Genomic DNA, 26,625 nt, shown 5'->3' on the forward strand with positions numbered 1-26,625 from the left:
ATTTGACCTTTTATGGTCATTTTACCAGATTAGTTAAAGTTGATTATGACAAGCTCTTGTTCAAGCTAGCAAGTTCAAGGTCAGCTTTGTGAGGGTTGTTAACAACGATTTTGCCATCAGCAGTTAGGCTGAACAAGGCTCCTTCTTCTGCTGTTCCAAGAATCGGGTTTTCAACCATTTTTTCGTTACGGATACCAACAGCGACACCACCGATTCCTTGTTTGAGAAGTTTAACAGCGTGTGCTCCCATACGTGACGCTAATACACGGTCACGAGCGGTTGGTGAACCACCACGTTGGATATGTCCAAGCTCAGTCACACGAAGGTCACTAGTATCTCCTGCTTCCTTGAGTTTCTTACCGAATTCATCGGCAGACATAACCCCCTCAGCCAAAACGATGATGTTGTGTTTTTTACCGCATTCATAACCAGCTTTGATACTAGCTACGATATCTTCCATCTTGAAGCCTTCTTCAGGGATAATAATTTCGTCAGCACCAGTTGCAATACCTGCCCAAAGTGCGATATCACCAGCATTACGTCCCATTACTTCAACAACGAAAGTACGACGGTGACTTGATGATGTATCACGAATCTTATCGATTGCATCCATTGCAGTAGTAACTGCAGTATCAAATCCGATTGTGAAGTCAGTACCTACGATATCGTTATCAATTGTACCTGGAAGTCCGATAGCAGGGAATCCATGCTCAGTCAAGCGCATAGCTCCGTGATAAGAACCGTCACCACCGATAACAACGACACCTTCGATACCGTGTTTTTTCAACTGCTCAATCCCTTTAAGTTGGCCTTCAAGTTGTGCAAACTCAGGGTAACGAGCAGAGTGAAGGAAAGTACCACCACGGGAAATGATGTCTCCTACTGAAGCAGCATCAAGTGGATAAATTTCGCCGGCAACCATACCTGCATACCCATCATAGATGCCAAAAACTTCCATTCCTTCTGAGATTGCTTGGCGAACTACTGCACGGATGGCAGCATTCATACCAGGGGCATCTCCACCACTGGTCAAAACCGCAATACGTTTCATTTGGTTTTTGCTCCTTTTCCTTTTAACATTCTTACTGATTATACCACATTTAAATCGAAAATTCTTCTATTTTTCGTATTTTTAGCGATAAATCGTTTTCATGGTGATTTCCTTTAATTTCTCCTGTAAGGCAAGCTCTTTTTTTACAAAATGCCGTGTAGAAACAACTGTTTTTTGCTCCTCTTCATACCTGATAATCACAGGAATTGGGCCTTTGTATTGTTCTAGGATATTTGAAATTTCTTTATCGTATTCATGATTTTTAACTTGAATCCAGAATCGTTCTGCCACTGCTTCTTTCAAATCTTGTGCAATCATTTGCAAACGACCATCTCGAGATTGAATCTTCCCATTGATATAGTAAAATTTCCCTTCAGATAGGATAGAGGCGAATTTTCGATACTGATCCGAAAATACAGTCACATCCATCCGAGACTTACTATCATGAACCTGTAGAAAGGCCATATTCTCGCCCTTCTTGGTTCGAATCACCTTTAGTTTTTGCACTTCAACTAGAAGAGTGGCTTGAGCCCCCTCGGTTAGATTAGCGATCGGGGTCGTCGGATATAGGGCTTGTTTGGCAAGAGTTTGGAGAGGATGGGCGCTGATACCTACCCCAATCAATTCCTGCTCCTTGTAAAATTTCTCCGCCTCTGTAAAATCATCAGCCTCAGTCCAACTATAGGTTGTATCCGCAAAGAGACCTCCCAACTCCTCAACAAAGACAAATAAGTTTGGCAGATTTATTAAGATTTTCTGGCGATTCCTGTCAAATTCATCAAAAAGCCCCAGTTCAACCAAAGGTGTCAAAAGCGAAAGTTTCTTGTAATTCTTGGGGAGACGCGTGACGAAATCTTCCACACTTGAAAAAGGACGATTTTCGATGATCCAGTAAGAAAAATCTCTTGGTATGCCCTTAATGGCTTTTAGACCAAGATATATTTTCTTCTGAGCAATTTTATCGTGATAGGGAATGCTATTGATTGCTAACGGGGCTACTTCAAAGCCCATCTGCAATGCATCCACAATGTAATCACTGCTTGAATAATTCAACATGACTTGAAAGAAAATAGCAGGATAGTGCGTCTTGAAATAAGCTAGCTGGAAAGCCAGGGCTGAGTAGGCATAAGCGTGGGATCTGTTAAATCCGTAGCCTGCAAACTTTTCCATCACTGCAAAAACTTGGTTGGCTTTTTCTTCTGTATGCCCAAGTTTCATAGCTCCTGTGATAAAATCTTCCTTCATTAAATGCATATCTTTAGCATTTTTCTTACCCATGGCTCGTCTGAGAATGTCAGCTTTACCAAGACTGAAGCCTCCAAATCGCTGAGCAACCTGCATGACCTGTTCTTGATAGAGCATGATACCATAAGTCGATGAGAGAATATCCTCCAGGGCTGGGTCCAACACCGTCACCTTTTCTTTGCCGTGCTTACGAGCCACAAAATTATCGATATAATCACTTGCTCCTGGTCTATTGAGGGAGGTTGTGGCTACTACCTCTTCGAAGACTTGTGGCTGAACTCGTTTCAAGAGTCGAATGGCACCAGGTTGTTCAAATTGGAAAATTCCCTTGGTATTTCCAGCAGCAAAAAGGGCCAGAGTTTCTTTGTCTTCCAAATCAATCTCTTCGATTTTCAAATGAATACCTTCTGACTCAGCTAGTAATTCCTGCATTTTTTGGACAAAAGTTAAGTTACGCAGACCTAGGAAATCCATTTTTAGAAGGCCATTTGCTTCAACTGCATGTGCATCATATTGGGTGATTAGCATGTCCTCACCGTATTTTAGAGGAATATAGTCCGTCAAATCTTGGTCACTCATAACGACTCCTGCCGCATGGATAGAGGTCTGACGAGGATATCCTTCAATCTTTCGAGCAATCTCAAAAGCTTTTTGGTATTCAATCTTGCTATTGATGACCTGTCTAAATTGCAAATTCTTTTCATAGGCCGTCGTTAGCGTATCTCGGAAACTGATTTTTTTCGTAATATTTGTTAATTCGTACTCTGGAACGCCATAGCGTTTGAAAACATCACGAATCGCTTGTTTTGCTCCAAAGGTCGAATAAGTGACAATCTGTGCCACGTGTTGACTGCCATAGCGATCACGAACATAACGAATGAACTCTGGTCTATAAAGGTCAGGGATATCGATATCGATATCGGGCATGGTATAGCGCTCACGATTTAAAAAGCGCTCGAAAATCAAGTTCTTTTCAACCGGATCAATCCCTGTGATATCAAGTGAGTAAGCCACCAGACTACCAACAGCAGAACCACGCCCCATACCCATATAGTAGCCTTGTAAACGTCCAAAACGGAGCAAATCCCAAACTACAAGGAAATAATCGTCAAATCCCATATCATGAATCACAGCTAATTCTTCATTCAGTCGCTCACGATAGATAATTGAGGTTAGCCCCTTGTCACTCAAGCCTTGCTCAGCTCTTGCTCGAAGCTCTTTCACCGCTGGTCTTTCAGGATTAAAGCGAGGAAGTTTTAAACTTGGATCAAGTTGGTAGCTAACATTCTCTATCAAATCCTGAAGATTGGCAAGAGCCTGAGGGAAGCGATTTTTAAACCGATCTTCTAAATCTGAGGCAGGTAGAAAAACCCCTTGTTGTGAATGCACATCCACTTCCCTAAGACTGACATTGTCCTTGACTGCCGACAAGATTTGCAAAACTTGTATATCTTCTTTTTCAAAAGAGTTGACTTGATAGAGTGGAAGAATCGGTCTGGTAAAGACTTCTTGAGGAGTATCTGGACTAACACCGATAAAATAATCATGCCCCAAATCCAGTTGTTCGACCCCATTAAAATAAGGAACAATAATGGCCACATCTTCGAGGTGGGAGGTGAAGTCAGACCAATTTTTCCGTCCAGTCATTTTTAAAGTGGATAACTTCATCAACTCTTGATAGCCTATAGTGGATAGGGCTAGAAAACGAAGAGAAATATTCTCCTTATCTTTGATCAAGGTCATTTCAAGACCAATTAAAGGTTGGATTCCATATTTTCGAGTCACTTCTAAAAAATGATAAGCCCCATAGAGATTATCCACATCCATGATAGCAAGGTGAGAATAGCCATACTCTTTAGCTGTTTGTACATATTTTTCAATCGAAACCACACTTTCCATAAAACTGTAAACAGTCTTGGTGTCGAGCTGCGCAATCATTTCTTCTCCTCCTTGCTTTCGTTTTACTACTATTATACCATTTTAAGTTGGATATTGAAGCAACTCGGATGCTTTCTTTTCAACATCAGCATTTACAACCTCTCCGTCTTTCTTCCCTTTAATTTTTAATATTATAAGATGGATTTGAATATCATTTTAAACATTTTTATACTAAGTAAAGTATAATAAAGTCAGACTCTATATGCAATTTCACATATAAAAAATTCTAAGAAAGGGCTTTTTATTATAGTATTTATTCATCATTTTATAATAACTTACTAAATAGGTATTCCGCTTCACGAAATTTCTTGCATTAAAGTTTATTTATTCCATTTTTCCTTATTTTTTGATATAATAAATTCAGTCTGTTTTCAAAGGAGAGAACCATGCGTTTTAATCAATTTAGCTATCTTCCGACCACTAGTTCTCAACAATTAGATGAACTAGTAAGTCTTGGTCTGGAATTGTCACCTCAACTGCCCTTAAAAAAGCAATTTGAAGACTTCATCCGTTGGAGTTTTTTCACTTATTCTAACACGGATTATGCCTTATCCACTTTGGCCGCGGATAACGAAACAGATCTATTAACTTTTTTCCAATCAGAGCGTAATTTAACTGCTGATGTTTTCTACACGGTAGTTTTTCAACTTTTAGGGTTTAACTATCTTGTTGACTTTGAGGACGCCGAACAATTCCGTAAAGAAACTGGATTTCCTATTGTTTATGGAGATCTCATCGAAAATCTTTATCAGTTACTCAATACACGAACTAAAAAAGGAAATACGCTCATCGACCAACTGGTTAGTGACGGACTCATTTTAGAAGACAATCACTATCACTACTTTAACGGTAAGAGCTTGGCAACCTTCTCTACTCATGATGTCATTCGTGAAGTTGTGTATGTCGAGAGTCGTGTGGATACTGATAAAGACAGTCTCCCTGACTTAGTCAAGGTCAGCATTATTCGCCCGCGTTATGATGGACAGATTCCTTCAGTTATGACTGCCAGCCCTTATCACCAAGGGACCAACGTCAAAGCTAGCGATAAAGCTCTCTACAAAATGGAAGGAGAACTTGAGGTCAAACCTGCCCACACCATTGAGCTTGAGGAGCCTAAGCTGAATTTAGTCGAGCCTCTCGGCCAAGCTGAACTCGTCTCTGAAGCTGAAGAAAAGTTAGCTCATATCAATAGCTCATACACCCTCAACGACTACTTCCTCCCACGAGGATTTGCCAATCTCTATGTATCGGGTGTTGGTACCAGGGATTCCCAAGGTCTCATGACTAATGGGGACTACCATCAAATTGAAGCATATAAAAACGTGATTGACTGGCTTAATGGTCGTTGCCGGGCTTTCACGGACCACACGCGCAAACGTCAAGTCAAGGCTGATTGGTCAAACGGTAAAGTCGCAACAACAGGAATTTCCTATCTAGGGACTATGTCCAATGGACTTGCGACCACTGGTGTTGATGGCTTAGAAGTGATCATCGCAGAAGCAGGTATTTCCTCATGGTACAACTACTATCGGGAAAATGGTTTGGTGACTAGCCCAGGTGGTTATCCAGGTGAGGATTTTGACTCACTTGCTGAATTGACCTACTCCCGTAATCTCCTAGCTGGTGATTATATTCGTTGTAATGGAGCTCATCAGGCAGACTTAGAGAAGGTAAAAGAGAAACTCGATCGCAAGACTGGTGACTACAATCAGTTTTGGCATAACCGCAACTATCTTCTCAATGCTCATAAGGTTCAAGCTGAGGTCGTCTTTACGCATGGTTCTCAAGATTGGAACGTCAAACCTCTTCATGTTTACCAGATGTTTCATGCTCTTCCAACTCATATCAATAAGCACCTCTTTTTCCATCATGGTGCCCATGTCTATATGAACAATTGGCAGTCAATTGACTTCCGCGAATCCATGAATGCCTTGTTAAGTAAGAAATTGTTAGGACTTGACTCAAGCTATCAACTCCCTACTGTCATCTGGCAGGACAATACTGCACCGCAAACATGGCAGAGCCTTGACGACTTTGGCAAACAGAATAAACTGCATACTTTCCCACTTGGAACTGAAGAAAAAGTGATTCAAAACCAGTATGATCAAAAAGATTTTGAGCGTTATGGCAAGACTTACCAAACCTTCAACACAGAACTTTACAAAGGAAAAGCCAATCAAATCACCATTGACCTTCCAGTAAGTCAAGACATTCACTTAAATGGGCGAGTGGAGCTGAAACTTCGTGTCAAATCAAGTACAAACAAGGGCTTATTGTCTGCTCAACTCCTCCAACTAGGACAACAGAAGTACCTTCAACCCTATCCAGCAGTTCAATCAGTCCGAACAATTGACAATGGTCGTTACCACATGTTAGAAAATCTCTGTGAACTGCCATTCAATCCAAGTGCTCAACGTGTCATCACTAAAGGCTACCTCAATCTTCAAAATCGAGATGATCTCTTGACAATCGAAGAAATCCAACCAAATGAATGGATGGATTTCAAGCTAGAACTTCAACCAACTATTTACAAACTTAAAGAAGGAGACATTCTCCGCTTAGTCCTCTACACAACAGACTTTGAGATTACAATTCGAGATAATACAGACTATCACTTGACTGTTGATTTAGCACAGTCTACTATCACTATTCCCTCATAAAAGGAGCTATTAACACTTATGAACAAATCTGAACACAGACACCAACTTATTCGTGCCCTCGTTTCAAAAAATAAAATCCATACCCAAGCGGAATTGCAAGCCTTGTTAGCCGAAAACGATATCCAAGTTACACAGGCTACCTTATCACGCGATATCAAAACCATGAACCTTTCAAAAGTACGAGAAGAAGATCATTCTTACTATGTGCTAAATACAGGATCTATCTCCAAGTGGGAAAAACGTCTTGAAAATTATATGGAAGATGCTCTTGTTATGTTGCGTCCTGTCCAACACCAGGTTATTTTGAAAACTCTACCCGGTTTAGCCCAATCATTTGGATCTGTAATTGATTCCTTGGACTTTCCAGATGTTGTCGCAACCCTTTGTGGAGATGATGTCTGCATGATTATCTGTGAGGATGCTACAAAAGCGCAAGCTTGTTTTGAAAGTCTTAAAAAATATGCACCACCATTTTTCTTTGGTGAATAACACAAATCCCGTGATCAAAAAATCACGGGAATTTTTTATTTCTTGGACTGTGTCTCTTCTTTCTTTGTACGTGCCAATCGAAGGGCACGTTTAGGGTTAAGACGATTAAATAATTCTTCTAGTTTCTTTTCATTCCATACGTCTGCTGCAGAAACAAAATTCCCATCTGCATCTCGGAATGATATCGGTTTATCTCCCATATCAATCTCCTAGTCTACAAATTCAAACTCAAATTTACCGATTCGGACCAAATCGCCATCTTTAGCTCCACGCGCACGAAGGGCTTCGTCAACCCCCATACCACGAAGCTGGCGGGCAAATTTCATAACTGATTCGTCACGGTCAAAGTTGGTCATGTTAAAGAGTTTCATGAGCTTCTCACCAGAAAGTACCCATGTCGCATCATCATCACGACTAATCTCAAAGACTTTTTCTTCCTCGTCAAAGCCGTAGTACGCCTCTTCTTCCATATCGGATTCATCATAAATCGGAAATTCTGGAGTCTTGTCTAACAATTCAGCTGTCGCATCCAAAAGAGTTGCCAAACCTTGCTTGGTCAATCCAGAAATAGGGAAGATGGCTGGAAGTTCCTCAAACTCGTCGTAGTTTACTGCCAACTTTTCCTTGAAAGTTTTAAGATTTTCCTGACTTTCAGGCATATCCATCTTGTTGGCTACGATGATCTGCGGACGCTCCATCAGACGAAGGTTATAAGATTCTAATTCCTTATTGATAGCAAGGTAGTCCTCATAAGGATCACGTCCTTCACTAGCTGACATATCGATGATATGAAGGATAACGCGAGTGCGTTCGATATGACGGAGAAACTGGGTTCCAAGACCAACACCTTGGCTGGCACCTTCAATCAAACCTGGAAGGTCTGCTACAGCAAAGGATTCACCTGACTGCGTACGAACCATCCCTAGATTTGGGACAATTGTCGTAAAATGGTAGGCACCGATTTTTGGCTTAGCAGAGGTAATCACGCTAAGAAGGGTTGATTTACCAACTGATGGGAAACCAACTAGACCAACATCTGCTAGGATCTTCAATTCCAGTTGCAACTCACGTTCCTGACCCGGTTCTCCATTTTCAGAGATTTCAGGTGCAGGATTTTTTGGCGTGGCAAAACGGATATTCCCACGACCACCACGACCGCCATGTGCCACGATAAATTCTTGGCCATGCTCAATCAAGTCTGTAATGACTTTTCCTGTCTCAGCATCACGAACGGTTGTTCCTTGTGGTACGCGAACACGAAGGTCTTCCGCACCCCGTCCATGCATTCCTTTGGTCATCCCTTTTTCACCGGAATCAGCCTTGAAATGACGGTTATAGCGAAAATCCATCAAGGTACGCAAGCCTTCGTCTACTACGAAAACAACGTTACCTCCACGTCCACCATCACCACCCCAAGGTCCACCATTCGGGACATATTTTTCACGGCGAAAGGCTACCATGCCATCACCACCATTACCAGCCTTGACCTTAATCTTGGCTGTATCTAAAAACATACTCATATTTCTTCTCACTTTAAAAAGGCTGGGGAGAACCCAGTCATTAGTTATTGTTTCTATCCTCGCAGCTTGCTTAGAATCTGCTAAATGCTCCAAGCGCTGTCGCAAAGATACCAGCAAGGGTTACAAACAACATGATGAGCACGACAACAAGTGTCACTTTCTCAAACAATGTTTTTTTACGTTTTCCATTATCTCCAAAAGCCATAACTTCTCCTTTTCACTTTATAATTCTAAATTAATAGTCTGTCGAAACCGGTGCAACCACCCATAAAATGATGTAAGCAAGGATTCCTGCTCCATAACAAAATGCAAGAACACCCCAAACAACACGAACAATTGTTGGGTCAATATCAAAATAGTGGGCAACACCTGCGCAAACTCCAGCAATTTTCTGGTCTTTTCCACTTCGCATTAATTTTTTCATAGTATTTTCCTCTTATTCTATTATTTGAATTCATCTTTCCAATAATCTCTGATGCTGGATAATTGCTTCCGAGAAGCCCGCAAAATACGCTTAGACTCTTTTACTGGGCTTGTAACAGCCTGTTGGGGTAGATATAAAATCGTTTTCAAAAAGCGCTGACTAACAGGTTTCCCATCATGTAATTCATGTTCAAAGTTATTGGAGATAATGGCATCAAGGTAAAACTCATGTACTCGTTTTCCAAAGTTTTCAGCCGAAATTTCGTACAACTTATCCGCCAACTTTTGTTCAGACATATCAGGAGTAGCAATCAAGGCTTCAAGGATGGCCCCTGCAAGCTCTCGTTCTCCATAGTAGAGGGTACCAAACATTTTATCACTGATCAGGTTATCAAGATAGGGGTTGCCATGAGCGATAACAGGCGTTCCACTGGCTAGACTTTCTAGATAGGTTAAGCCCTGAGTTTCACTCGTTGAGGCAGAGATGAAGAAATCTGCAGCCTTATAGTATAAGGCTGTCTCGCTTGGAGCAATCATACCTGTAAAAATCACATGTTTTTGCAGGTTTAATTTCACTGCTTGCTCTTTCAGACTGTCCAGATAAGGACCGTCTCCAGCAACGACCAGCTTCACCTTATCTTCTTCTTTCAATACTTCAGCAAAAGCATCTAGGACTGCTTGGATATTCTTCTCAAAGGAGATACGAGAAAGACTCAGTAGCATTTTCTCGCCTTCCTGAATACCTAACTTCGAACGAAGTTCTTGCAAGTTTTCCTCTTTAATCTCAGGTCGTTCAAACTTAGCTAGCTCAATTCCGGTTGGAATGACACGTTTTTCAACCTTCACTTTGTATTTAGATAAAAGGTCCCGAACAATCTCACTAGGGCAGATTACTCCATCTACATCACGAAGGAAACCACGTACCAGATATTTTACCATACTTGGACGAATCAACATCCCCTTAGCAATATAATGCACATAGTCTTCGTACTGGGTATGGTAGGTATGGATAACAGGAATTCTCAATTCTCTTGCGATCCAAATTCCTAATAATCCAAGTGAAAATTCTGTCTGGGTATGAATGATATCGAGTTGATACTGCTTGGCGATTTCAAGTGCCTTTGTAAAACCTCGATAGGCAAATCGTCGATCTTTAAATGCAAAGAAAGGGACACTCGGAATTCGAATGATTTGCCAATCCTCGTAGCGGTTCACATCTTTATCTGTTGTTGTAAAGATAAAAACTGCATGGCCTTGCTTCTCAAGCTCTGTCTTCAAGGTTCGAATACTGGTCGCAACCCCGGAAACCTGAGGAAAATAGGTGTCTGTAAATAAACCAATTCGCATAGATTACCTCACTTTTTACCTAGAGCAGCCTGTTCCCGATAAAATTTTAACCAAATTCCCAGTAAACGCTCTTCTGAATACTGCTTGGATATCCTTTTAGCTTTTTCTTTCAATTCTTTCAACGCTTCAGGATTTTCTTTATATTCTAGGATTGCTTCTCTCATCTCAGAGACATCACTTGTAGCACGATAATCTCCCTCAAGAATGACCTTATACAGGTCCAAATCCCTTAACATAATAGGAGCCTCGCAACTAGCTGCCTCTAAGATGGTCATAGGGAATAGTTCATTATAGCTAGGTAGTAAGAACAAATCAGCTAAAGCATACAGTTCCCGCATCCTCTCCGGTGACACAATACCTGGGAAAATTAGATTTTTAGGTGGATTATCCATAATCTTCTTATAGCGTTCATAACCATCTGTTATTCCACCAAATGAAAAACCACCAGCCCAGATAAAGGTAATTTCTGGCAATTCCTCCGCAAGACGAATAAAGTCATCAATTCCTTTACGTTTCTGGACCTGACCTGCACCGATAACAACAAACTGTTCTTCAGCTAAATCCATTTCCTGACGAAGTTTTGCTACTTGGTCAGCTGGCAATGGATGCCATTTTTCTTTATTTACAAAGTTTGGAATATAGGTTACTTTTTCACGTGGAATACCCGCAGCAACTAGATCCTCTATAAACATGGGATTAACCACCACCAAGTGTTCCATTCGGTTGTAAAAGGAAAAAACATAGCGTTTGACAATTCCTTTTAGGAAAAATGGAATCTTCAAACTCCCCTCAAGCGTATCAGGCAAAAAATGCACATAGCCAATTTTTCTCCCAGAGCGTTTCTTTTGGAAAGTAGATAAATAATAGGGGAAATCAATGGTATGAAAGTGGGTTACATCTGCCTCTACAGGAATATTCTCCGTAACAATCAACTGATCTTTGGCATCACGATGAAGTAGACTCACCAATTCACGGTAGGCTCCTGACACTCCTTGACCAGCCACCTTTTCACTTGAACTTAGCATATTAATACGCAATTTTTTGTTTTCCATACTACTCATTATACCATTTTATTTCAAGAAAATCAGTAAAAGAAAGAAGAGACCAGAGGAAAATGGAGGAGCCCCTCTCTTTTCCAATCGTCTCTCGCAATTTTCCAATCGATTACTTAATTCCTAGGGCGATACGCGCATAGCGACTCATTTTTTCAACCGTCCATGCTGGATACCAGACCAATTTGACTTCGATATTGGTTACTTCAGGAACCTCTGTCATCGCATCGTGTATCTGGTCTGTTAAGAGGTCAGCCAGTGGGCACCCCATAGTTGTCAAGGTCATATCAATTTCAGTGTGACCAGTTTCACCATCAAAACGAATTTCATAAATCAAACCTAGGTTGACAATATCAATTCCCAACTCAGGGTCGATGACTTCTTCCAAGGCAGTCAAAATACGAGTTTTAATCGTTTCAATTTGCTCTTCTGTATAAGCCATGTTCATCCTCACTCTTAATCTTCAATAAAATCACGAAGCGGTTTGCTGCGACTTGGTTGACGTAGTTTTCTCAAAGCCTTAGCCTCAATCTGACGAATACGTTCACGAGTCACGTTAAAGACTTTACCAACATCTTCAAGGGTGCGCATTTTCCCATCGTCCAGCCCGAAACGAAGACGCAAAACGTTTTCTTCACGGTCTGTGAGAGTATCCAAGACTTCATCCAACTGCTCACGCAAAACGATACGAGTTGTGTAGTCTACTGGATTTTCAATCACTTCGTCTTCGATAAAGTCCCCAAGATGACTATCGTCCTCTTCACCAATCGGTGTTTCAAGCGATACTGGTTCTTGAGCGATTTTTAGGATTTCACGCACCTTGTCAGGTGTCATATCCATACGCTCAGCGATTTGTTCAGGTGTCGGATCTTGCCCCAATTCTTGAAGGAGATTACGCTGTTCACGGACAAGCTTGTTAATGGTTTCCACCATGTGGACAGGAATACGAATAGTACGCGCCTGATCAGCGATGGCACGAGTAATCGCCTGACGAATCCACCAAGTTGCGTAAGTTGAAAACTTGAATCCTTTTGAATAGTCAAACTTGTCAACAGCCTTCATCAAACCCATGTTTCCTTCTTGAATCAAGTCAAGAAACTGCATGCCACGCCCTACGTAGCGCTTAGCGATAGAAACCACCAAACGAAGGTTGGCTTCCGCAAGGCGTTGTTTGGCTTCAATATCACCAGCCTCAACTGCTAGGGCCAATTCTTTTTCCTCTTCGTTGGTCAAGAGAGGAACAACCCCAATTTCCTTCAAATACATACGAACAGGGTCATTAACCTTGGCAGAGGTTGAGCCAATCAAGTCCTCATCACTGAGTTCTGGTTCCTCTTCTGCACTAAGCACACGCGCACTTGGATTTCCTTCGTTGTCTGTGATAGAAATTCCAGCATCTTGGATCCGTTGCAAAAGGTCTTCAATGCCGTCTGCATCGAGGGTGAAAGGAATCACCAGACTTGAATTGATTTCGTCGTCTGTTGCTGTTCCTGTTTTTTTGTGGTTACGGATAAAGTCTGCTACTTGCACATCAAATGTGGTTACTTCTTTTTGTTTTGTTGCCATTATTACTCCATTCTTCTCTTTTGGGAAATCAATCGTTGCAATTCTTCCAAGGCTGTGTCTGTATCTCCTACATGACTAGCTTCCTGCACTTTCTTTTTAATCCTTAAGTTGTCCTTGCTGAGGAGAGCTCGGTTCCGAGTCACTTCGACTTCTACTAGCTCCTGAGGTGACATCTCAGCTGGCAAATCCAGACTAAGCACGTGGTACCAAGCATTTTCAACCTCAGGCGTCTGATGAGAAAGCTCCTCTGAGCCGATTTCTCCCTGCTCACTTAATAATTCGTAAAGAATCTGAAATTCTGGGGTATCAAAGAAAAAATCTTCTCTTAATCGATAGTCATTCAAAACAACTGGGTTCTCAGCCATTCTATAGAGGAGATGAGCCTCTGCTCTCATGACTGCTGTCAGTTGCCGCGTTACAGGTAAACTAATCGCTGCTGGAGGTTGCTCCTCTTTGACTCTTTCCTGCCTCTGAACAATCCGATTTTCATTTACAATCTGCTCCACCTGCTGGTAATCAAAGGAAGGTAGATTATCTGTCAGAATGTGGATATAAGAATTCTGGGCAGTGATAGACTTTTCTTTGGCGATTAGGGGTGCAATCTTTTCAATGAACTCGATTTGCGCTTGCAAGTTATCACTATTTTCTGGCTTGAGTTGGTGAATATAGAACTCTATGGGACTGATACGTGTCTTGGTTAAGAGGTAAGCCAGGTCTTCAGCAGAATTCTTTTGCAAATACTCATCTGGGTCCATGGCATCAGGTACCCGAACAACCTCCACTGAAAAGTCTTTTAACTCCTCTAGTGCCTTTGCTGTTGCTGCCTGCCCTGCCTTATCGCCATCATAGCTGAGAACTATCTTTTTGGTAAAGCGTTTGAGGTGATCAACATGCTCCTTGCTTAAGGCTGTTCCCATGGAAGCCACAGCATTTTCTATACCAGCACGGTAGGCTGCGATCACATCCATGAAGCCTTCCATCAGATAGAGCTCTGTAATCTTACCTGTTCCCTTTTTTGCCTTGTCCAAATGATACAATTCGTAACTCTTGTTAAAAATTGCAGTCGAGCGACTATTTTTATATTTGGCAGTCTGACTGTCAGTTTCGTCCCAGATACGACCTGAAAAAGCAATAACCTGCCCCTTATCATTGGTCAAAGGAAAGATGATACGTCCAAAAAAAGTATCATAAAACTGATTGCCATCTGACAAGTAAAACAAGCCCGAATCCAATAAATCCTTTTCCTCAAACTTGTCAGATAAACGTTGGTAGAGATAGGTTCTCTCTGCTGGAGCCAGTCCAATTTGAAAGTGCTTCAGAACATCATCCGTCAATCCACGTTTGTAGAGATAAGCCCTTGCTTCTTCTCCCATCTTGGTCGTCATGAGAATTGCATGGTAAAAACGGGCAGCTTCTTCATGCATATCATATAAAGCTTGATGAGGCGAAGCCTGTTGAGGACGAGACTGGACAGGCATGGCTAATTGAATACCGACGCGCTCCCCTAAGAGCTGAACAGCTTCCATAAAGGATACACCTTGGTACTCTTCGATGAACTTAAAAACATCTCCTGAACGACCACATCCGAAACAGTGATAAAACTGCTTGTCTTCCACAACGTTGAAAGAAGGGGTCTTCTCACCATGAAAAGGACAGAGCCCTAAATAGTTCCGTCCAGCCTTTTGTAAAGAAATCACGTCGCCTATGACTTCCACAATGTTGGTATTGTTTTTGATTTCTTCAATAACTTGCTTGTCAACCATACACAATACCTCCATCTTATCATAGTTTTACGTTAACTAGTATAGCTTATTTCTGAAAAAAAGTAAACCATTTCATACACTTTACATGAGACTATTTCATAAGTTTCCAGCTGTCATGAAAAAGTGAATCTTTTGAGCAAACCATTCTAATATTTGAAAGAAAAATAGAAAAAATTAAAGACTATTTCACTTGATTTTCGAGATTATTTTTTAATATCCTGCTAATATACTGACCATCTTTTCTACTGATGCAAGCCGTTGCATAAGTCAATGGTGCTTTGTATACCACTCCTCTATAGGATGGATCGGTCAATACAGGCATTGAATAATAGGCGTTCTTTTTATTTTTAAGGTCAATAAACCATTTACCACCTAGATGCTTGCGAAAGGTTTCGCCAATATAAACTGTCAGGTAGTCCAACATCTTGCGGTCTGCTATCAAAGCATGGTGGTCTTCATAGTGCGCTAAGATCCAAGCCTCTAAATCATCCAAGGATTGCATACTATAGTCTAAATTTAGCCCTTCTTTCTCCGCAAACTCCCTTGTAAAATAGTCCATCTTAAATCCAATCTGAAAAATCCATTCTTGAAAATCTTCTTGTGTGTATGGCATGTTTTATCTCCTTACTCTTATCAAAGTTTAAGATACTTAGATTGATTCTATTATAAAGTAAAATTGACGAAAAGAGAAATATAAATAATATTTTAAAACAACAAAAAAACTTAGAAGTAAAAATTCCACCTCTAAGTTTTTTATATCAATTATTTAAAATCAATTACTCAAACAACTGATAGTAATCCGAAATCTTCATTTTTGCTTTTTCTTCTTTGTTCAAATCTTGGATGATACGGCCTTCCTTCATGACAATCAGACGATTGCCATACTTCAGCGCATCTTCCATATGGTGGGTAATCATCAAGGCTGTCAGATGATCCTTGCTGACAAAGTCATCTGTTAATTCCATCAAGGCCACACTTGTTTTTGGGTCAAGAGCTGCTGTGTGTTCATCCAACAAGAGCAACTCTGGTCGCTTCAAGGTTGCCATCAAGAGACTCAAGGCCTGACGTTGTCCACCTGATAGAAACTCAATCGGAGTATCTAGGTGCTTTTCAAGGCCATTCCCCACTTTTTCAATGGTAGCCTGAAATTCTTTTCTATGACTTGATAGCCTTCTAGGAAAGAGTCCTCTCTTCTCACCACGAAACTTGGCAATTAAGAGATTTTCCGCCACTGTCATACGGGGAGCCGTACCCATCTTAGGATCCTGAAAGACACGAGACAGGTACTTAGCCCGCTTTTCAGGTGAAAAATGCGTCACGTCCTCGCCCATGATACGAATACTTCCACTTGTTAAAGGTAAGGTACCTGCAATAGTGTTAAAAAGCGTTGACTTCCCTGCTCCATTTCCACCTAGAATAGTAATGAAATCATGTTCGAAAATTTCAAGAGAAACATCATTCAGAATGATTTTTTCCTCATCAAAGCCATTCGTGATGACTTTGGTAGCATTTTTTAATTCTACAATTGCTGTCATTTGCTAAACTTGACTCCTTTCAGGTATTTGCTTTTGAAGGTTGGAATCATAAGGCAAACCGCCAAAATCAAGGCGCTGTACAAACGAAGATAACTTGTATTAAATCCAAGAGCAATCACTCCCCAAACGAGGAATTGATAAGCAATAGACCCAACAACGATGGTCATGAGTCGCTCTGCCAAGGTTAAACTCTTGAACAAAACCTCACCAATAATCAAGCTAGCAAGCCCTACGACAATCACACCGATTCCTCGAGAAACATCTGCATATCCTTCTTGTTGAGCAATTAAGGCTCCTGCAAGCGCGATAATCCCATTTGAGAGAACCAAGCCCATGAGTTCCATTCGTCCCGTATTGATACCAAAGCTACGAGCCATATCAGGATTGTCACCTGTGGCGATGTAGGCTTGACCTAGTTTGGTATCAAGGAAAAAGAGCATAAGGCCAATAACAAGAGCTACAAAGATTAATCCGGTCAGGAGTTGGTTAAGGTCTGAATCAAAAGGCAAGACATCCTGAATTTGCTTGGTTCCAAGAAGCCCCAGATTGGCACGTCCCATAATCATGAGCATGATGGAATGGCAGGAAGTCATGACCAAAATCCCTGATAAGAGGGTTGGGATTTTTCCTTTAGTATATAAGAGACCTGTCGCCATACCAGCTAGACAGCCCGCTCCTACTGCAGCTAAGGTCGCTAAAAATGGATTCACCCCTTGTGTTATCAAGGTTACAGCTACTGCTCCCCCAAGAGGAAAAGAACCTTCAGTAGTCATATCAGGGAAATTCAAAATTCGAAAAGTCATAAAGATTCCCAAACCTAAAATCGCCCAGACCATCCCCTGAGAAATAATGGATAATATCATAATCTTTCACTCATCTCTTTCTTTAGTAAAAATGGGAGGAGATGTGTCCAGCTCCTCCTTTATCTTTATTCAATCACTTGTCCTGCTTCTTTTAGAACAGACTCAGGAATAGTGATTCCAAGTTCTTGCGCTAGTTTTTTGTTGATAACTGACTTACCAGTTGAAAAGACATTAACTGGCGTATCAGCTGGTTTTTCACCTTTCAAAACTTTGGCAATCATTTTACCAGTAGCCACTCCAAGATCGTGTTGGTCAACTACTACAGATGCTAATCCACCTGCTTCTACCATGGCAGTAGCACTTGGATAGATTGGCTTTTTAGCTGTTTGGTTGCTTGAAACAACTGTTGAGAATGCTGAAGCGATGGTGTTGTCAATTGGAACCCAAATCGCATCGACCTTGCTTGTCATAACATTGACTGTTGAAGCAATTTCGTTAGTCGAAGGAACGGCAAAGGTTTCGACTGTCAAACCTGCTTTTTCAGCATAAGCCTTGAATTCTTCTACCTGTGTTTTTGAGTTATCTTCGCTACTTGAGTAAAGAGCGCCGATTGTTTTGACATTTGGTGTCAAAGTTTTAATCAATTCCACTTGCTGTTCAGCTGGGTTATGATCTGACACCCCTGTGATGTTGCCACCTGGTTTTTTCAAATCTTTAACCAAGTTAGCACCGATTGGGTCTGTAATAGCAGCCATGATAACAGGTAGGTCTTTTGTAGCACTAGCAAGTCCTTGAGCAGCTGGTGTCGCAATCCCAACAACAACGTCGTTTCCATTTGCTACCAATTGTTTACTCATGGTTGCAACCTTGCTCTGATCACCTTCAGAGTTCATAAAGTCGATTTTTACTTGATCGTCCTTATAGCCTTCTTTAACTAATCCATCTTGAATCCCTTGGTAAATCAAGTCCAAGGATGGGTGACTAACAAATTGAAGGACACCAACCTTAGCGACCTTTTGCTCTTCCTTAGTTGCTGGCTTGTTCATTGATGAATAAATCAAGCTAGCCACCACCAATATAGCTAATCCAGCGATAATTCCAATCAAACGTTTATTTTTCATATTCTTTCTCCTTTTAAATCACTTGTATAATACTCTTTTCACTCAAAACAAGCGACGCCATCGTTTAAATTTCATAATCTTTCCTCCCATAGAAAAAATCCTCACACAAAAAACTTGTGTGAGGACGTCGATGCGCGGTACCACCTCAATTATAGGGAGTATCCCTATCGCTCTTTCTCGCAATAACGAGTTGCACTGTAAGGTGTGCTCACCGAATTTTTATGATTTCAAATTCTTAATAACATTCAGCCCAATTTCATCACTTTCATCTATCTGTTTTCACCAACCACAGACTCTCTAAAAAATGAGCATGATTACTTTCTGAATGTTTAAATTATATCATTTTTCAACTACTTGTCAAGGCTATTTTTAGAATTTTTTAAACAATTCAAAAACTTCCCCTTGAAAAAAGAGGAAGTTTGTAGAATATCAGCCTGAATTACGCAAACCGGTTGCAATACCGTTAATAGTTGTATGGATCAGTTTTTCTTCGTCAGCTGACAATTCGCCACGACGTTGACGTTTGATCAATTCCAACTGGATGTAGTTAAGGATATTAAAGTAAGGCATACGATAGTTTAGGCTGTCTTTTAGGTAAGAGTTTTCTGCCAAAAGTTCGTCATAGCCTTCAATAGCTAAAATAACATCCTTAGTCAACTGCCATTCATCTAAAATAGTGTAGTAGATAGCCTGCACTTCTTCATCTTCACAGAGCTTGGCATATTCAAAAGCAATGTTCATGTTAGACTTAGATAAGACCATGTCTACATTGGAAAGAAGAGATTGGAAGAAAGGCCAGTTTTGGTACATATCACGAAGGAACTCGATATTCTTCGGATCTTGATCTATAAATTCTTTAAAGCTTGAACCCACTCCGTACCATCCAGGGAACATGACACGGCTTTGTGACCATGAGAAGACCCAAGGAATAGCACGTAGACCACCGATTTCAGTGATGGTCTTACGAGCTGCTGGACGCGAACCGATATTGAAGCTTGAAATAGCCTTGATTGGGCTTGACTCGAAGAAATAGTCATAGAAATGTTCATTTCCAAAGACCAAATCACGGTAGATATCGTAGCTACGGTCCACCACTTGATCCATAACAGCTTCATAACGATTTGACGTGTTGGTATCGCTCTTCTTCTTGGTAATCATACGGTTAATGGCTGCAGAAACCAACATTTCAAGATTATAGTAGGCAGCGTCTTTGTTTCCGTATTTGTTTCCAATGACTTCTCCTTGCTCAGTCAGACGGATACGGTCCTTGATAGACTTGAGCGGTTGAGATGTGATGGCTTCATAAGTTGGACCACCACCACGACCTACAGTACCACCACGTCCATGGAAGAAGGTAACTTTAACGCCAAATTCATCCCCGATAGCAGTCAGTTGTTGTTGTGCTTTATAGAGAGTCCAACATGATGATAAATAACCACCGTCTTTATTACTATCGGAGTAGCCAAGCATGATTTCTTGGTAGTTGTCTTTTGAAGCAATCCATTTTTTAGCCAATGGAAGAGAGAAATATCTTCTCATGGTTTCTTTCGAGTGATCCAAGTCTTCAATCGTTTCAAAGAGGGGGACAATCTGAACGCGCGCTTTTTGAGCATCCACCAAGCCTACTTCCTTGAGCATGATGGCTAATTCTAGCATATCAGATACACTTGTCGCGTGAGAGATGATGGTTTGGCGAATGACATTTTCACCCAGTTTATCCTTCAACTTGCGAGCAGTTTTGAAGATAGACAATTCTTTCTCAAGCAGTTCTGACTTTTCAGCATAAGTAGCTGAGAGGATACGAGGATCTTCTTCCAACTCTTTTAAGAGTAGGGCGCATTTTTCATCTTCAGAGAGATCGCTATAATGGTCGTTGATGCCAGCAGATGCTAACAATTCAGCCACACAGGCTTCATGAACACTAGAGTCTTGGCGCATATCGATAGAAGCAAGGTAGAAGCCAAAGATTTCAACGGCTTGCATCAGTTCAACAAATTCTCCTGAAATCAGGTATTCTCCTTTATTCTCAAGGAGAGAATCTCGAATGGCCAACAAGTCTTGATAAAATTCATCTGCAGTAGCATATCTAGGCTGAAGATCTTTATCTTCAATGAGATAAGCCTTAGTTGCCTGCATCTTAGCTTGGATATCAAAAAGAGCACGACGATAGAGTTCTTTTTCGCGGTAAATGGAGTTATCTTGTGACTTAAGCGCCATCTCACGAACCTTGTCGCTGACATTCACGATGCTGGTTGAAAGTGAAAATTCACGATAAAGATTATAAATCTTTTCATCGTAGTAATTCATGATGACTTCGCACTGAGTCAAGGCTGATTTGTTGAGGGTTTCCGCTGTTACGAAAGGATTTCCATCACGGTCTCCTCCAATCCACATCCCCATAGTAATTGGTTTTGGATGCTCGAGCTCAATTCCTTGTTCTTTAGCTAGTTTCTTATATTCAGCCGTCAAACGTGGCACAGCATTCAGGAATGAACTTTGATAGTACTCCATCACGTTGGTGATTTCGTTGGTTACCTTCAATTTCTTCTCACGAATCATGTCTGTTTGCATGATAATTTCAATGTAACGACGGAGATCCATGTTCCATTTTTCTTTATTAATCAAACCTAGTTTGACATCACGATACTTGCGCAAAAGAGTATGGATATGGTTGGTCAAGTCCAGCATACTCTTGCGTTGTACTTGCGTTGGATGGGCGGTTAAGACAGGAACGACATTTAACTTTTCTAAAATTTCAGCTGCATTTTCTTTTTCAGCTACCATCTTTATGGTTGTAGACAATTTCCCTAGATAGTCTTGGTCCACATTGTTCTGGTGGTTAATTTTATAGGCTAAGTCCACATCCTCAGATATATTAATCAAGAGTGGAAGGATAGAGAAATAACGAGAAATGTAAATCATTTCTTCATTGGAAAGGCTAGTCACCAGTTCATTGAGCCCTTGATAGTTTTCATTTGTTGATAATTCCTTCAACTGCATGATTTTTTCAAAGGTCTCTGGCGCTAGCATATTTTTTGTGATATCTTCTAGCAGCTCAGTCAAAATCAAGACTTCTTCTTGGATGACGGCTTTATTACTATAGTTTTCTAATTTCTGAAGAGACATATATTTTTCCTTTCCATACAATCCTTACAGACCTTCAACAGTTTGAGATTCGTACTCTCTGATAAGTTTAGCACGTTTCTCGCTGGCATCGATATTTAATACAAGGGCAATGGCCACGGATAATACTAGGAGACTGTTCCCACCTTGTGAAAGGAAGGGGAAGGTTACCCCTGTAGAAGGAATCAAACCAGAAATCCCACCGATATTGACAAAGACCTGAACAAGGATCATCCCTCCGACACCGATAGCAACCATGGAGTTAAAAGGATCCTTAGCTCGAATACCAACCAAGATGATTCGCAAAATTAAGAAGAAGAGTAAAGCCAAAATCATACTCGCTCCTACGAATCCAAACTCTTCGATAACAATCGAAAACACGAAATCCGTATGGGCTTCCGGCAGATAACCACGCTTCTCGATAGAATTTCCCAATCCCAGTCCGAACCAGCCTCCATTAACCATGGCATAGTAGGAATTTGCAAGCTGGTGTCCTGCACCCGCCAAGTCATTAAAGGGATTAAAGAAGGCACTAAAACGTTTAGCAACGTAACCAAATACCGGTATCTGAGAGAACTTTTCAACCCCAACAAAGCGAATGACAGACAAGACTAACATTGAGCTCCCTGCCAAGAGAGCCAGAATGGTCGAGAACCAACGATAGGCGATCCCACTAACCGTATACATGATGAGCGCCACCAAGACCAAGATGGTCGCATTTCCCAAGTCTGGGAAAATTCCTAAGCTACCAATCAGAACTAGCAGAACAAAACGCCAGTCGTTAAAAGCTCGAGGTAACCATTGATTTTGGGTCAAAACCTGGAAGTCATAAACCGCAATCTCATCCTGTTCCTTTGAAAATCGATGTGCCAGGTACCAGATGATGATAATCTTAAGGTATTCAGCCGGCTGAATCGTTACAGGTCCTACAGAGATCCATCCGTATGCTCCATTGACAGGTGTCCCGACCAGACGCGCTAGGGCTAAAAGAACCATCTCCACAATCATCACGATAAAAATGAGACGTCCATTTCTTAGGAAACCTAATTTTAATTTATAGATTAAGGCAATCAAAACCAAACTAGCTACCCAGAAAATCCCCTGGTTACGTACCAATTGAAAAGCGCTTTTTCCTTCTTCAATTAGGGTTGCACTCGTTGTCGAGTAAACTACAATCAACCCCAAAATTGACAGAAGAAAATAAGGAATCAAAATGGAATAGTTTAGTAGGTGCCTTTTACTAATTTTCATATTTCACCACTCTAATAGGAACAGAGGTGATTGTCCCTAATTCCGTTTTATTTTCTAGTTTTGATTGTTATTATACCACTTTTTCAGAAAGAAAAAAACTATTATCCTTTAATCCTTCGAATTTTACTTATTTTTTGTCTTCAAGCATAAAAAATACAAACCTCAAATGAGATTTGTATTTTCATTGCTTAATTAGATGAAGAGCTACTGCTTGAACTTGAGCTTGAGTCACCACCACCGATGTATTGGGTGAAGATGTTTTGGAAGGCTTGATCTTTGACTTTGATATTAGCAGCTTGCAATTCTTTACCAATTACTCCTTGAACAAAGGCAGAATCATTTTGTTTTTGAGTCAAGATGATTGTCTTCAATTTTTCTTTGTAATCATCCAAGTTAGAAGATTTTTCTGTCTTCTTCGTTACTTTGATGATGTAGAACTGATTGCTGTAGGCTTGTGTTCCAGTAGCTGTAATCACATCAGAAATACCATTCACATCCAAGGCAAAGGCTGCTTTTTTGACTTGTTCTGGAAGTTCTGTAGAAGCAGAGTCAAAAGTGATTTCGCCACCATTTTCTTTTGTTTTATCGTCGTTAGAGTATTCTTTAGCAAGCTGGGCAAAATCCGCACCTTCTGCTTTGGCTTTTTCAAGCACTTCTTTTGCCTTGTCTTCATTGTCCATACGGATGATTTGAGCCGTTACATCTGGTGTGTAAGACTCAAAAGCTTTTTGGTAGGCTTCGTCTGTCAACTCACTCTCAGCAGCCTTCTTAACTGCCAATTCAACCAATTTGCTGGTGCGAATTTGAGCTTTACGAGTTTCAGCAGTCATACCTGCCCGTTGAAGTACGCTGTTGTAGCTATCACCGTATTTCTTTTGTTCTTCAGCAACGGCGTCATCCACATCTTTATCCGTTACCTCTGATCCATATTGTTGTTCGAATACTTTTTGGATGGTCATATTTAGCAAGACTTGTTGCGCAGTTGGATTATTCTTTACTTCTTCAAAGAATTGATGTTCTGTAATCACATCACCCTTCATGCTGATCAAATCTTTTCCTTCAGAACTGTTTGAACAAGCTGCAAGTGTTGCTACTGATAAAAGTGTGATGGCTCCTGCCATAAGTTTTTTCTTCATGTTTACTCCTTTTACGGTAAGTGTTACTTTATCTATTTTACTATAATTTCTTAAATTTTTCTGAAAATCATTTTTCATCAGGTAGCTGTACATCTGCTACATTTTTTCGTAGCATGAGAATACCGTCTCCAAGTGGAACTAAAGTTGCTGTTAGACCTGGATTGTCCAAAGTTGCGTCGAAAAGTCTTTGCAAACCACGATAAATGGTTCGTTGACCACGGCGGACTTCCATGATGTCCTTGGCAACATCTCCTCCTTGAAAAATATCATCCAAGACAACCACTCCACCAACTTCAAGTCGTTTGAGGATTTCAGGTAGAAAGACGATGTACTTGGACTTAGCCGAATCCATAAAGACAAAGTCATAAGTTTCTGTCAGGCTAGACAAAACATCGACGGCATCTCCCTCTAAAAGAGTGATTTGCTTACGACTGTCAAACTGGGCAAAGTTTTCCTTGGCAAAGCCTATCATCTCAGGATTACGGTCAATGGTTGTAATCTTGGCATCTGGCGCATGTTCCGCCATCAAGAGGGCTGAAAAGCCAATTGCCGTCCCAATCTCCAAAATGTTCTTGGGCTGTATGGTCTCCATGAGAAACCGGAAGTAGGCAACTGTTTCATGAGGAATGATAGGAATATTTTCCTTACGAGCAAAGGTTTCCAATTCTTTCAAAGAACCAGTCACCTGCTTTTGACGCTGGCGCATGAGTTCAACGATTTCTTCCTTGACGACGGGCCGGCGCATGTTATGGTTGGCATTTTTACTATAAGACTCTACCATCTTAAGCTAGTCCCAATTTTTCAACAAGGGCTTCAAACTCGTTCAAGCGACGTTCAAAGACTGCAAAGGCATCGTTGAGATAGTCTTCCTTCTCCATATCCACTCCCGCTTTTCTCATAACATTGAGCGGATAGTCTGACTTACCTGCCTTGAGGTAGTCGATATAGCGGTCACGGTCTTCTTGACTACCATGAACAATCTTTTCAGCCAAGGCTGAAGCAGCTGCAAAACCTGTTGAATACTGATACACATAGTAGTTATAGTAGAAGTGCGGAATGCGCGCCCACTCGTATTGGATTTGAGTATTGTCTTCCTTGCTGAGTCCATAGTACTCTTGGTTCAAGTCAGCGTAGAGTTTATTAAGGAAATCACTTGTCAAGACTTCTCCATTTTGATCTGCTTGATGGATAGCATGTTCAAACTCAGCGAATTGAGTTTGACGGAAGACTGTTCCACGGAAACCATCTAGGAAGTTATTGAGAATAGCAAAGCGTGTTGCGTCGTCTTCTACTTCTTCCAACAATTTCTCTGTCAAGATGTTTTCATTGGTCGTTGAGGCAATCTCAGCCAAGAAGATAGAATAATCTCCGTAAACATAAGGCTGAGTTTCACGAGTATAGCTAGAGTGCATACTGTGACCTGTTTCGTGTACAAGGGTAAAGAGATTGTCTAGATTGTCCTGCCAGTTTAAAAGCATGAAGGCATTGGTATCGTAAGAGCCTCCAGAATAGGCACCAGAACGCTTGCCTTGATTTTCATAAACATCAATCCAACGCTCGCTAAAAGCACGTTTGACACGACTCAAGTAATCGTCACCCAAGACCGCCAAGGCTTCCTCTGCCTTTTTCAAGGCTTCTTCATAAGTAAAGCTGTATTCTACTGACGAAAGTGGTGTGTAAACATCGTACATCTTGAGGTCGGAAATTCCCAAGATTTTAGAACGAAGGTTAAGGTATCGATGCAAGAGTGGCAAGTGCTTGCGAACTGCTGCTACTAGATTGTCATAGACACTCTCTGGAACAAAGTTTGCTGCGAGGGCTGCATGGCGAGCACTCTTATAGTTGCGAACTTTTGCGCGGTAGTTTTGCACTTTAACATTTGTCTGCAAAGTCTTAGCATAAGTATGTTGGAATTGCTCGTATGTCGCATAAAGGGCTTCATAGGCACCACGACGCACTTCACGGTTTTTAGATTCCATCAAACGGATGTAAGTACCGTGTGAGAGTTGTACTTCATTGCCTTCGTCATCAAGAACGTATGGGAAGCTAATATCCGCATTATCCAAAATAGCAAAGGTTTCACTAGCAGCGCCAAAGATTTCTCCTGCTCCAGCAAGCAATTCTTCCTCACGTTGTGAAAGAACATAATCTTTCTTTTGCAAGAGCTTGTCAAAAAAATGTTTGTAAACTTGGAGTTTTGGTTGAGCTTCTAGGAAGGCAGCATACTGCTTTTCGCTAACCTCCATAAACTCAGGTTCATAGAATGAAAAGGCTTGTTCTAACTGACTGTACAGGGTCACTGCCTTAGCATAGTACTCTTGATACTTGGCTTCACGCGTGTCCTGATCATTTTTCATATGCGCATAGACATAAAGCTTTTCAACTTGGCGTTCCAAGTCAAGTGAGAATTCTGTAATCTCAAGCAAACTGTCTGCACTATCCAAGAGATGCCCCTCATACTGAGATGCTGTTTGTACTTTTTCAGTTAAATCTTTCAAGGCTTCTTCCCAAGCCTGGTCTGTTGGGTAGATTGTTGAAAGATCCCATGTATCTTTTTCATTTATTTCATGTCGTTGTAATACCATAAGATTCCTCCATCCTT

At 41.0% G+C, this 26,625-nt stretch carries 22 protein-coding genes and 1 other annotated feature; of the genes, 2 read left to right on the forward strand and 20 right to left on the reverse strand.

The window, feature by feature from the left end:
* Positions 1-43: 43 nt before the first annotated feature.
* Together pfkA and M1F56_RS03330 are read right to left on the reverse strand one after the other, a co-directional pair.
* On the reverse strand, positions 44-1,051 hold the full coding sequence (gene pfkA, locus M1F56_RS03325; RefSeq protein WP_000820879.1) for a 6-phosphofructokinase: 1,008 nt from the start codon (positions 1,049-1,051) through the stop codon (positions 44-46).
* Positions 1,052-1,132: 81 nt separating this feature from the next.
* Complete coding sequence (locus M1F56_RS03330; RefSeq protein ID WP_247916854.1) at positions 1,133-4,234, reverse strand: DNA polymerase III subunit alpha; 3,102 nt, start codon at positions 4,232-4,234, stop codon at positions 1,133-1,135.
* 386 nt (positions 4,235-4,620) lie between these two features.
* Here M1F56_RS03330 and M1F56_RS03335 point away from each other — a divergent pair, with 386 nt between their 5' ends.
* Both M1F56_RS03335 and M1F56_RS03340 read left to right on the forward strand, forming a co-directional pair.
* Positions 4,621-6,894: a Xaa-Pro dipeptidyl-peptidase gene (locus M1F56_RS03335; protein ID WP_247916855.1), complete on the forward strand. Its 2,274-nt coding sequence runs from the start codon at positions 4,621-4,623 to the stop codon at positions 6,892-6,894.
* A gap of 18 nt (positions 6,895-6,912) precedes the next feature.
* A complete protein-coding gene (locus M1F56_RS03340; RefSeq protein ID WP_007521676.1) occupies positions 6,913-7,383 on the forward strand; it encodes an arginine repressor in 471 nt (156 codons plus the stop codon).
* 35 nt (positions 7,384-7,418) lie between these two features.
* On the opposite strand, the gene M1F56_RS03345 is transcribed toward M1F56_RS03340, so the two are convergent.
* The 18 genes from M1F56_RS03345 to pepF all read right to left on the reverse strand — a co-directional run bounded on the left by M1F56_RS03345 (position 7,419) and on the right by pepF (position 26,608).
* Positions 7,419-7,583 carry a hypothetical protein gene (locus tag M1F56_RS03345; protein WP_000502578.1) on the reverse strand — a complete coding sequence of 55 codons (165 nt, stop codon included), beginning with the start codon at positions 7,581-7,583 and terminating at the stop codon, positions 7,419-7,421.
* Positions 7,584-7,592: 9 nt separating this feature from the next.
* Positions 7,593-8,903, reverse strand: a complete 1,311-nt coding sequence (gene obgE / locus M1F56_RS03350) for a GTPase ObgE (RefSeq protein WP_247916856.1) — start codon at positions 8,901-8,903, stop codon at positions 7,593-7,595.
* Between the two features lie 70 nt (positions 8,904-8,973).
* The gene (locus tag M1F56_RS03355) at positions 8,974-9,108 is read right to left on the reverse strand and encodes a DUF4044 domain-containing protein (protein WP_000863851.1); all 135 of its coding nucleotides are present in this window, start codon (positions 9,106-9,108) and stop codon (positions 8,974-8,976) included.
* 30 nt (positions 9,109-9,138) lie between these two features.
* The gene (locus M1F56_RS03360; protein ID WP_198014356.1) at positions 9,139-9,327 is read right to left on the reverse strand and encodes a PspC domain-containing protein; all 189 of its coding nucleotides are present in this window, start codon (positions 9,325-9,327) and stop codon (positions 9,139-9,141) included.
* A 20-nt stretch (positions 9,328-9,347) separates the two neighbouring features.
* Positions 9,348-10,673 carry a glycosyltransferase family 4 protein gene (locus tag M1F56_RS03365; RefSeq protein WP_045616995.1) on the reverse strand — a complete coding sequence of 442 codons (1,326 nt, stop codon included), beginning with the start codon at positions 10,671-10,673 and terminating at the stop codon, positions 9,348-9,350.
* An 8-nt stretch (positions 10,674-10,681) separates the two neighbouring features.
* Positions 10,682-11,725, reverse strand: a complete 1,044-nt coding sequence (locus M1F56_RS03370; RefSeq protein WP_247916857.1) for a glycosyltransferase family 4 protein — start codon at positions 11,723-11,725, stop codon at positions 10,682-10,684.
* A gap of 112 nt (positions 11,726-11,837) precedes the next feature.
* Positions 11,838-12,167, reverse strand: a complete 330-nt coding sequence (locus M1F56_RS03375) for a metal-sulfur cluster assembly factor (RefSeq protein ID WP_000331934.1) — start codon at positions 12,165-12,167, stop codon at positions 11,838-11,840.
* 14 nt (positions 12,168-12,181) lie between these two features.
* The gene (gene rpoD / locus M1F56_RS03380) at positions 12,182-13,291 is read right to left on the reverse strand and encodes an RNA polymerase sigma factor RpoD (RefSeq protein WP_000201892.1); all 1,110 of its coding nucleotides are present in this window, start codon (positions 13,289-13,291) and stop codon (positions 12,182-12,184) included.
* A gap of 2 nt (positions 13,292-13,293) precedes the next feature.
* Complete coding sequence (gene dnaG, locus M1F56_RS03385; protein WP_247916858.1) at positions 13,294-15,054, reverse strand: DNA primase; 1,761 nt, start codon at positions 15,052-15,054, stop codon at positions 13,294-13,296.
* Between the two features lie 181 nt (positions 15,055-15,235).
* Positions 15,236-15,667, reverse strand: a complete 432-nt coding sequence (locus M1F56_RS03390) for a hypothetical protein (protein ID WP_033605667.1) — start codon at positions 15,665-15,667, stop codon at positions 15,236-15,238.
* Between the two features lie 163 nt (positions 15,668-15,830).
* Positions 15,831-16,589: an ABC transporter ATP-binding protein gene (locus M1F56_RS03395; protein ID WP_009730065.1), complete on the reverse strand. Its 759-nt coding sequence runs from the start codon at positions 16,587-16,589 to the stop codon at positions 15,831-15,833.
* On the reverse strand, positions 16,586-17,452 hold the full coding sequence (locus M1F56_RS03400; protein ID WP_247916859.1) for an ABC transporter permease: 867 nt from the start codon (positions 17,450-17,452) through the stop codon (positions 16,586-16,588). The genes M1F56_RS03395 and M1F56_RS03400 overlap by 4 nt, the downstream gene beginning before the upstream one ends.
* Before the next feature lie 65 nt (positions 17,453-17,517).
* Positions 17,518-18,513 (reverse strand): tryptophan ABC transporter substrate-binding protein, encoded by a 996-nt coding sequence (gene trpX, locus M1F56_RS03405; protein ID WP_033605670.1) that lies wholly within the window; start codon positions 18,511-18,513, stop codon positions 17,518-17,520.
* 117 nt (positions 18,514-18,630) lie between these two features.
* Positions 18,631-18,846: a binding site (T-box leader), on the reverse strand.
* A 96-nt stretch (positions 18,847-18,942) separates the two neighbouring features.
* Positions 18,943-21,639, reverse strand: coding sequence for a phosphoenolpyruvate carboxylase (gene ppc / locus M1F56_RS03410; RefSeq protein WP_247916860.1), 2,697 nt, complete (start codon positions 21,637-21,639; stop codon positions 18,943-18,945).
* A gap of 24 nt (positions 21,640-21,663) precedes the next feature.
* Positions 21,664-22,887 (reverse strand): cell division peptidoglycan polymerase FtsW, encoded by a 1,224-nt coding sequence (gene ftsW / locus M1F56_RS03415; RefSeq protein WP_247916861.1) that lies wholly within the window; start codon positions 22,885-22,887, stop codon positions 21,664-21,666.
* A gap of 188 nt (positions 22,888-23,075) precedes the next feature.
* The gene (gene prsA, locus M1F56_RS03420) at positions 23,076-24,023 is read right to left on the reverse strand and encodes a peptidylprolyl isomerase PrsA (RefSeq protein WP_247916862.1); all 948 of its coding nucleotides are present in this window, start codon (positions 24,021-24,023) and stop codon (positions 23,076-23,078) included.
* Between the two features lie 67 nt (positions 24,024-24,090).
* Entirely contained in the window at positions 24,091-24,804 is a 714-nt protein-coding gene (locus tag M1F56_RS03425; RefSeq protein ID WP_084647625.1) for an O-methyltransferase, read from the reverse strand.
* 1 nt (position 24,805) lies between these two features.
* Positions 24,806-26,608, reverse strand: a complete 1,803-nt coding sequence (gene pepF / locus M1F56_RS03430) for an oligoendopeptidase F (protein ID WP_247916863.1) — start codon at positions 26,606-26,608, stop codon at positions 24,806-24,808.
* Positions 26,609-26,625: the final 17 nt, after the last annotated feature.

Source organism: Streptococcus oralis, from assembly GCF_023109005.1.
GTDB lineage: Bacteria > Bacillota > Bacilli > Lactobacillales > Streptococcaceae > Streptococcus > Streptococcus oralis_BU.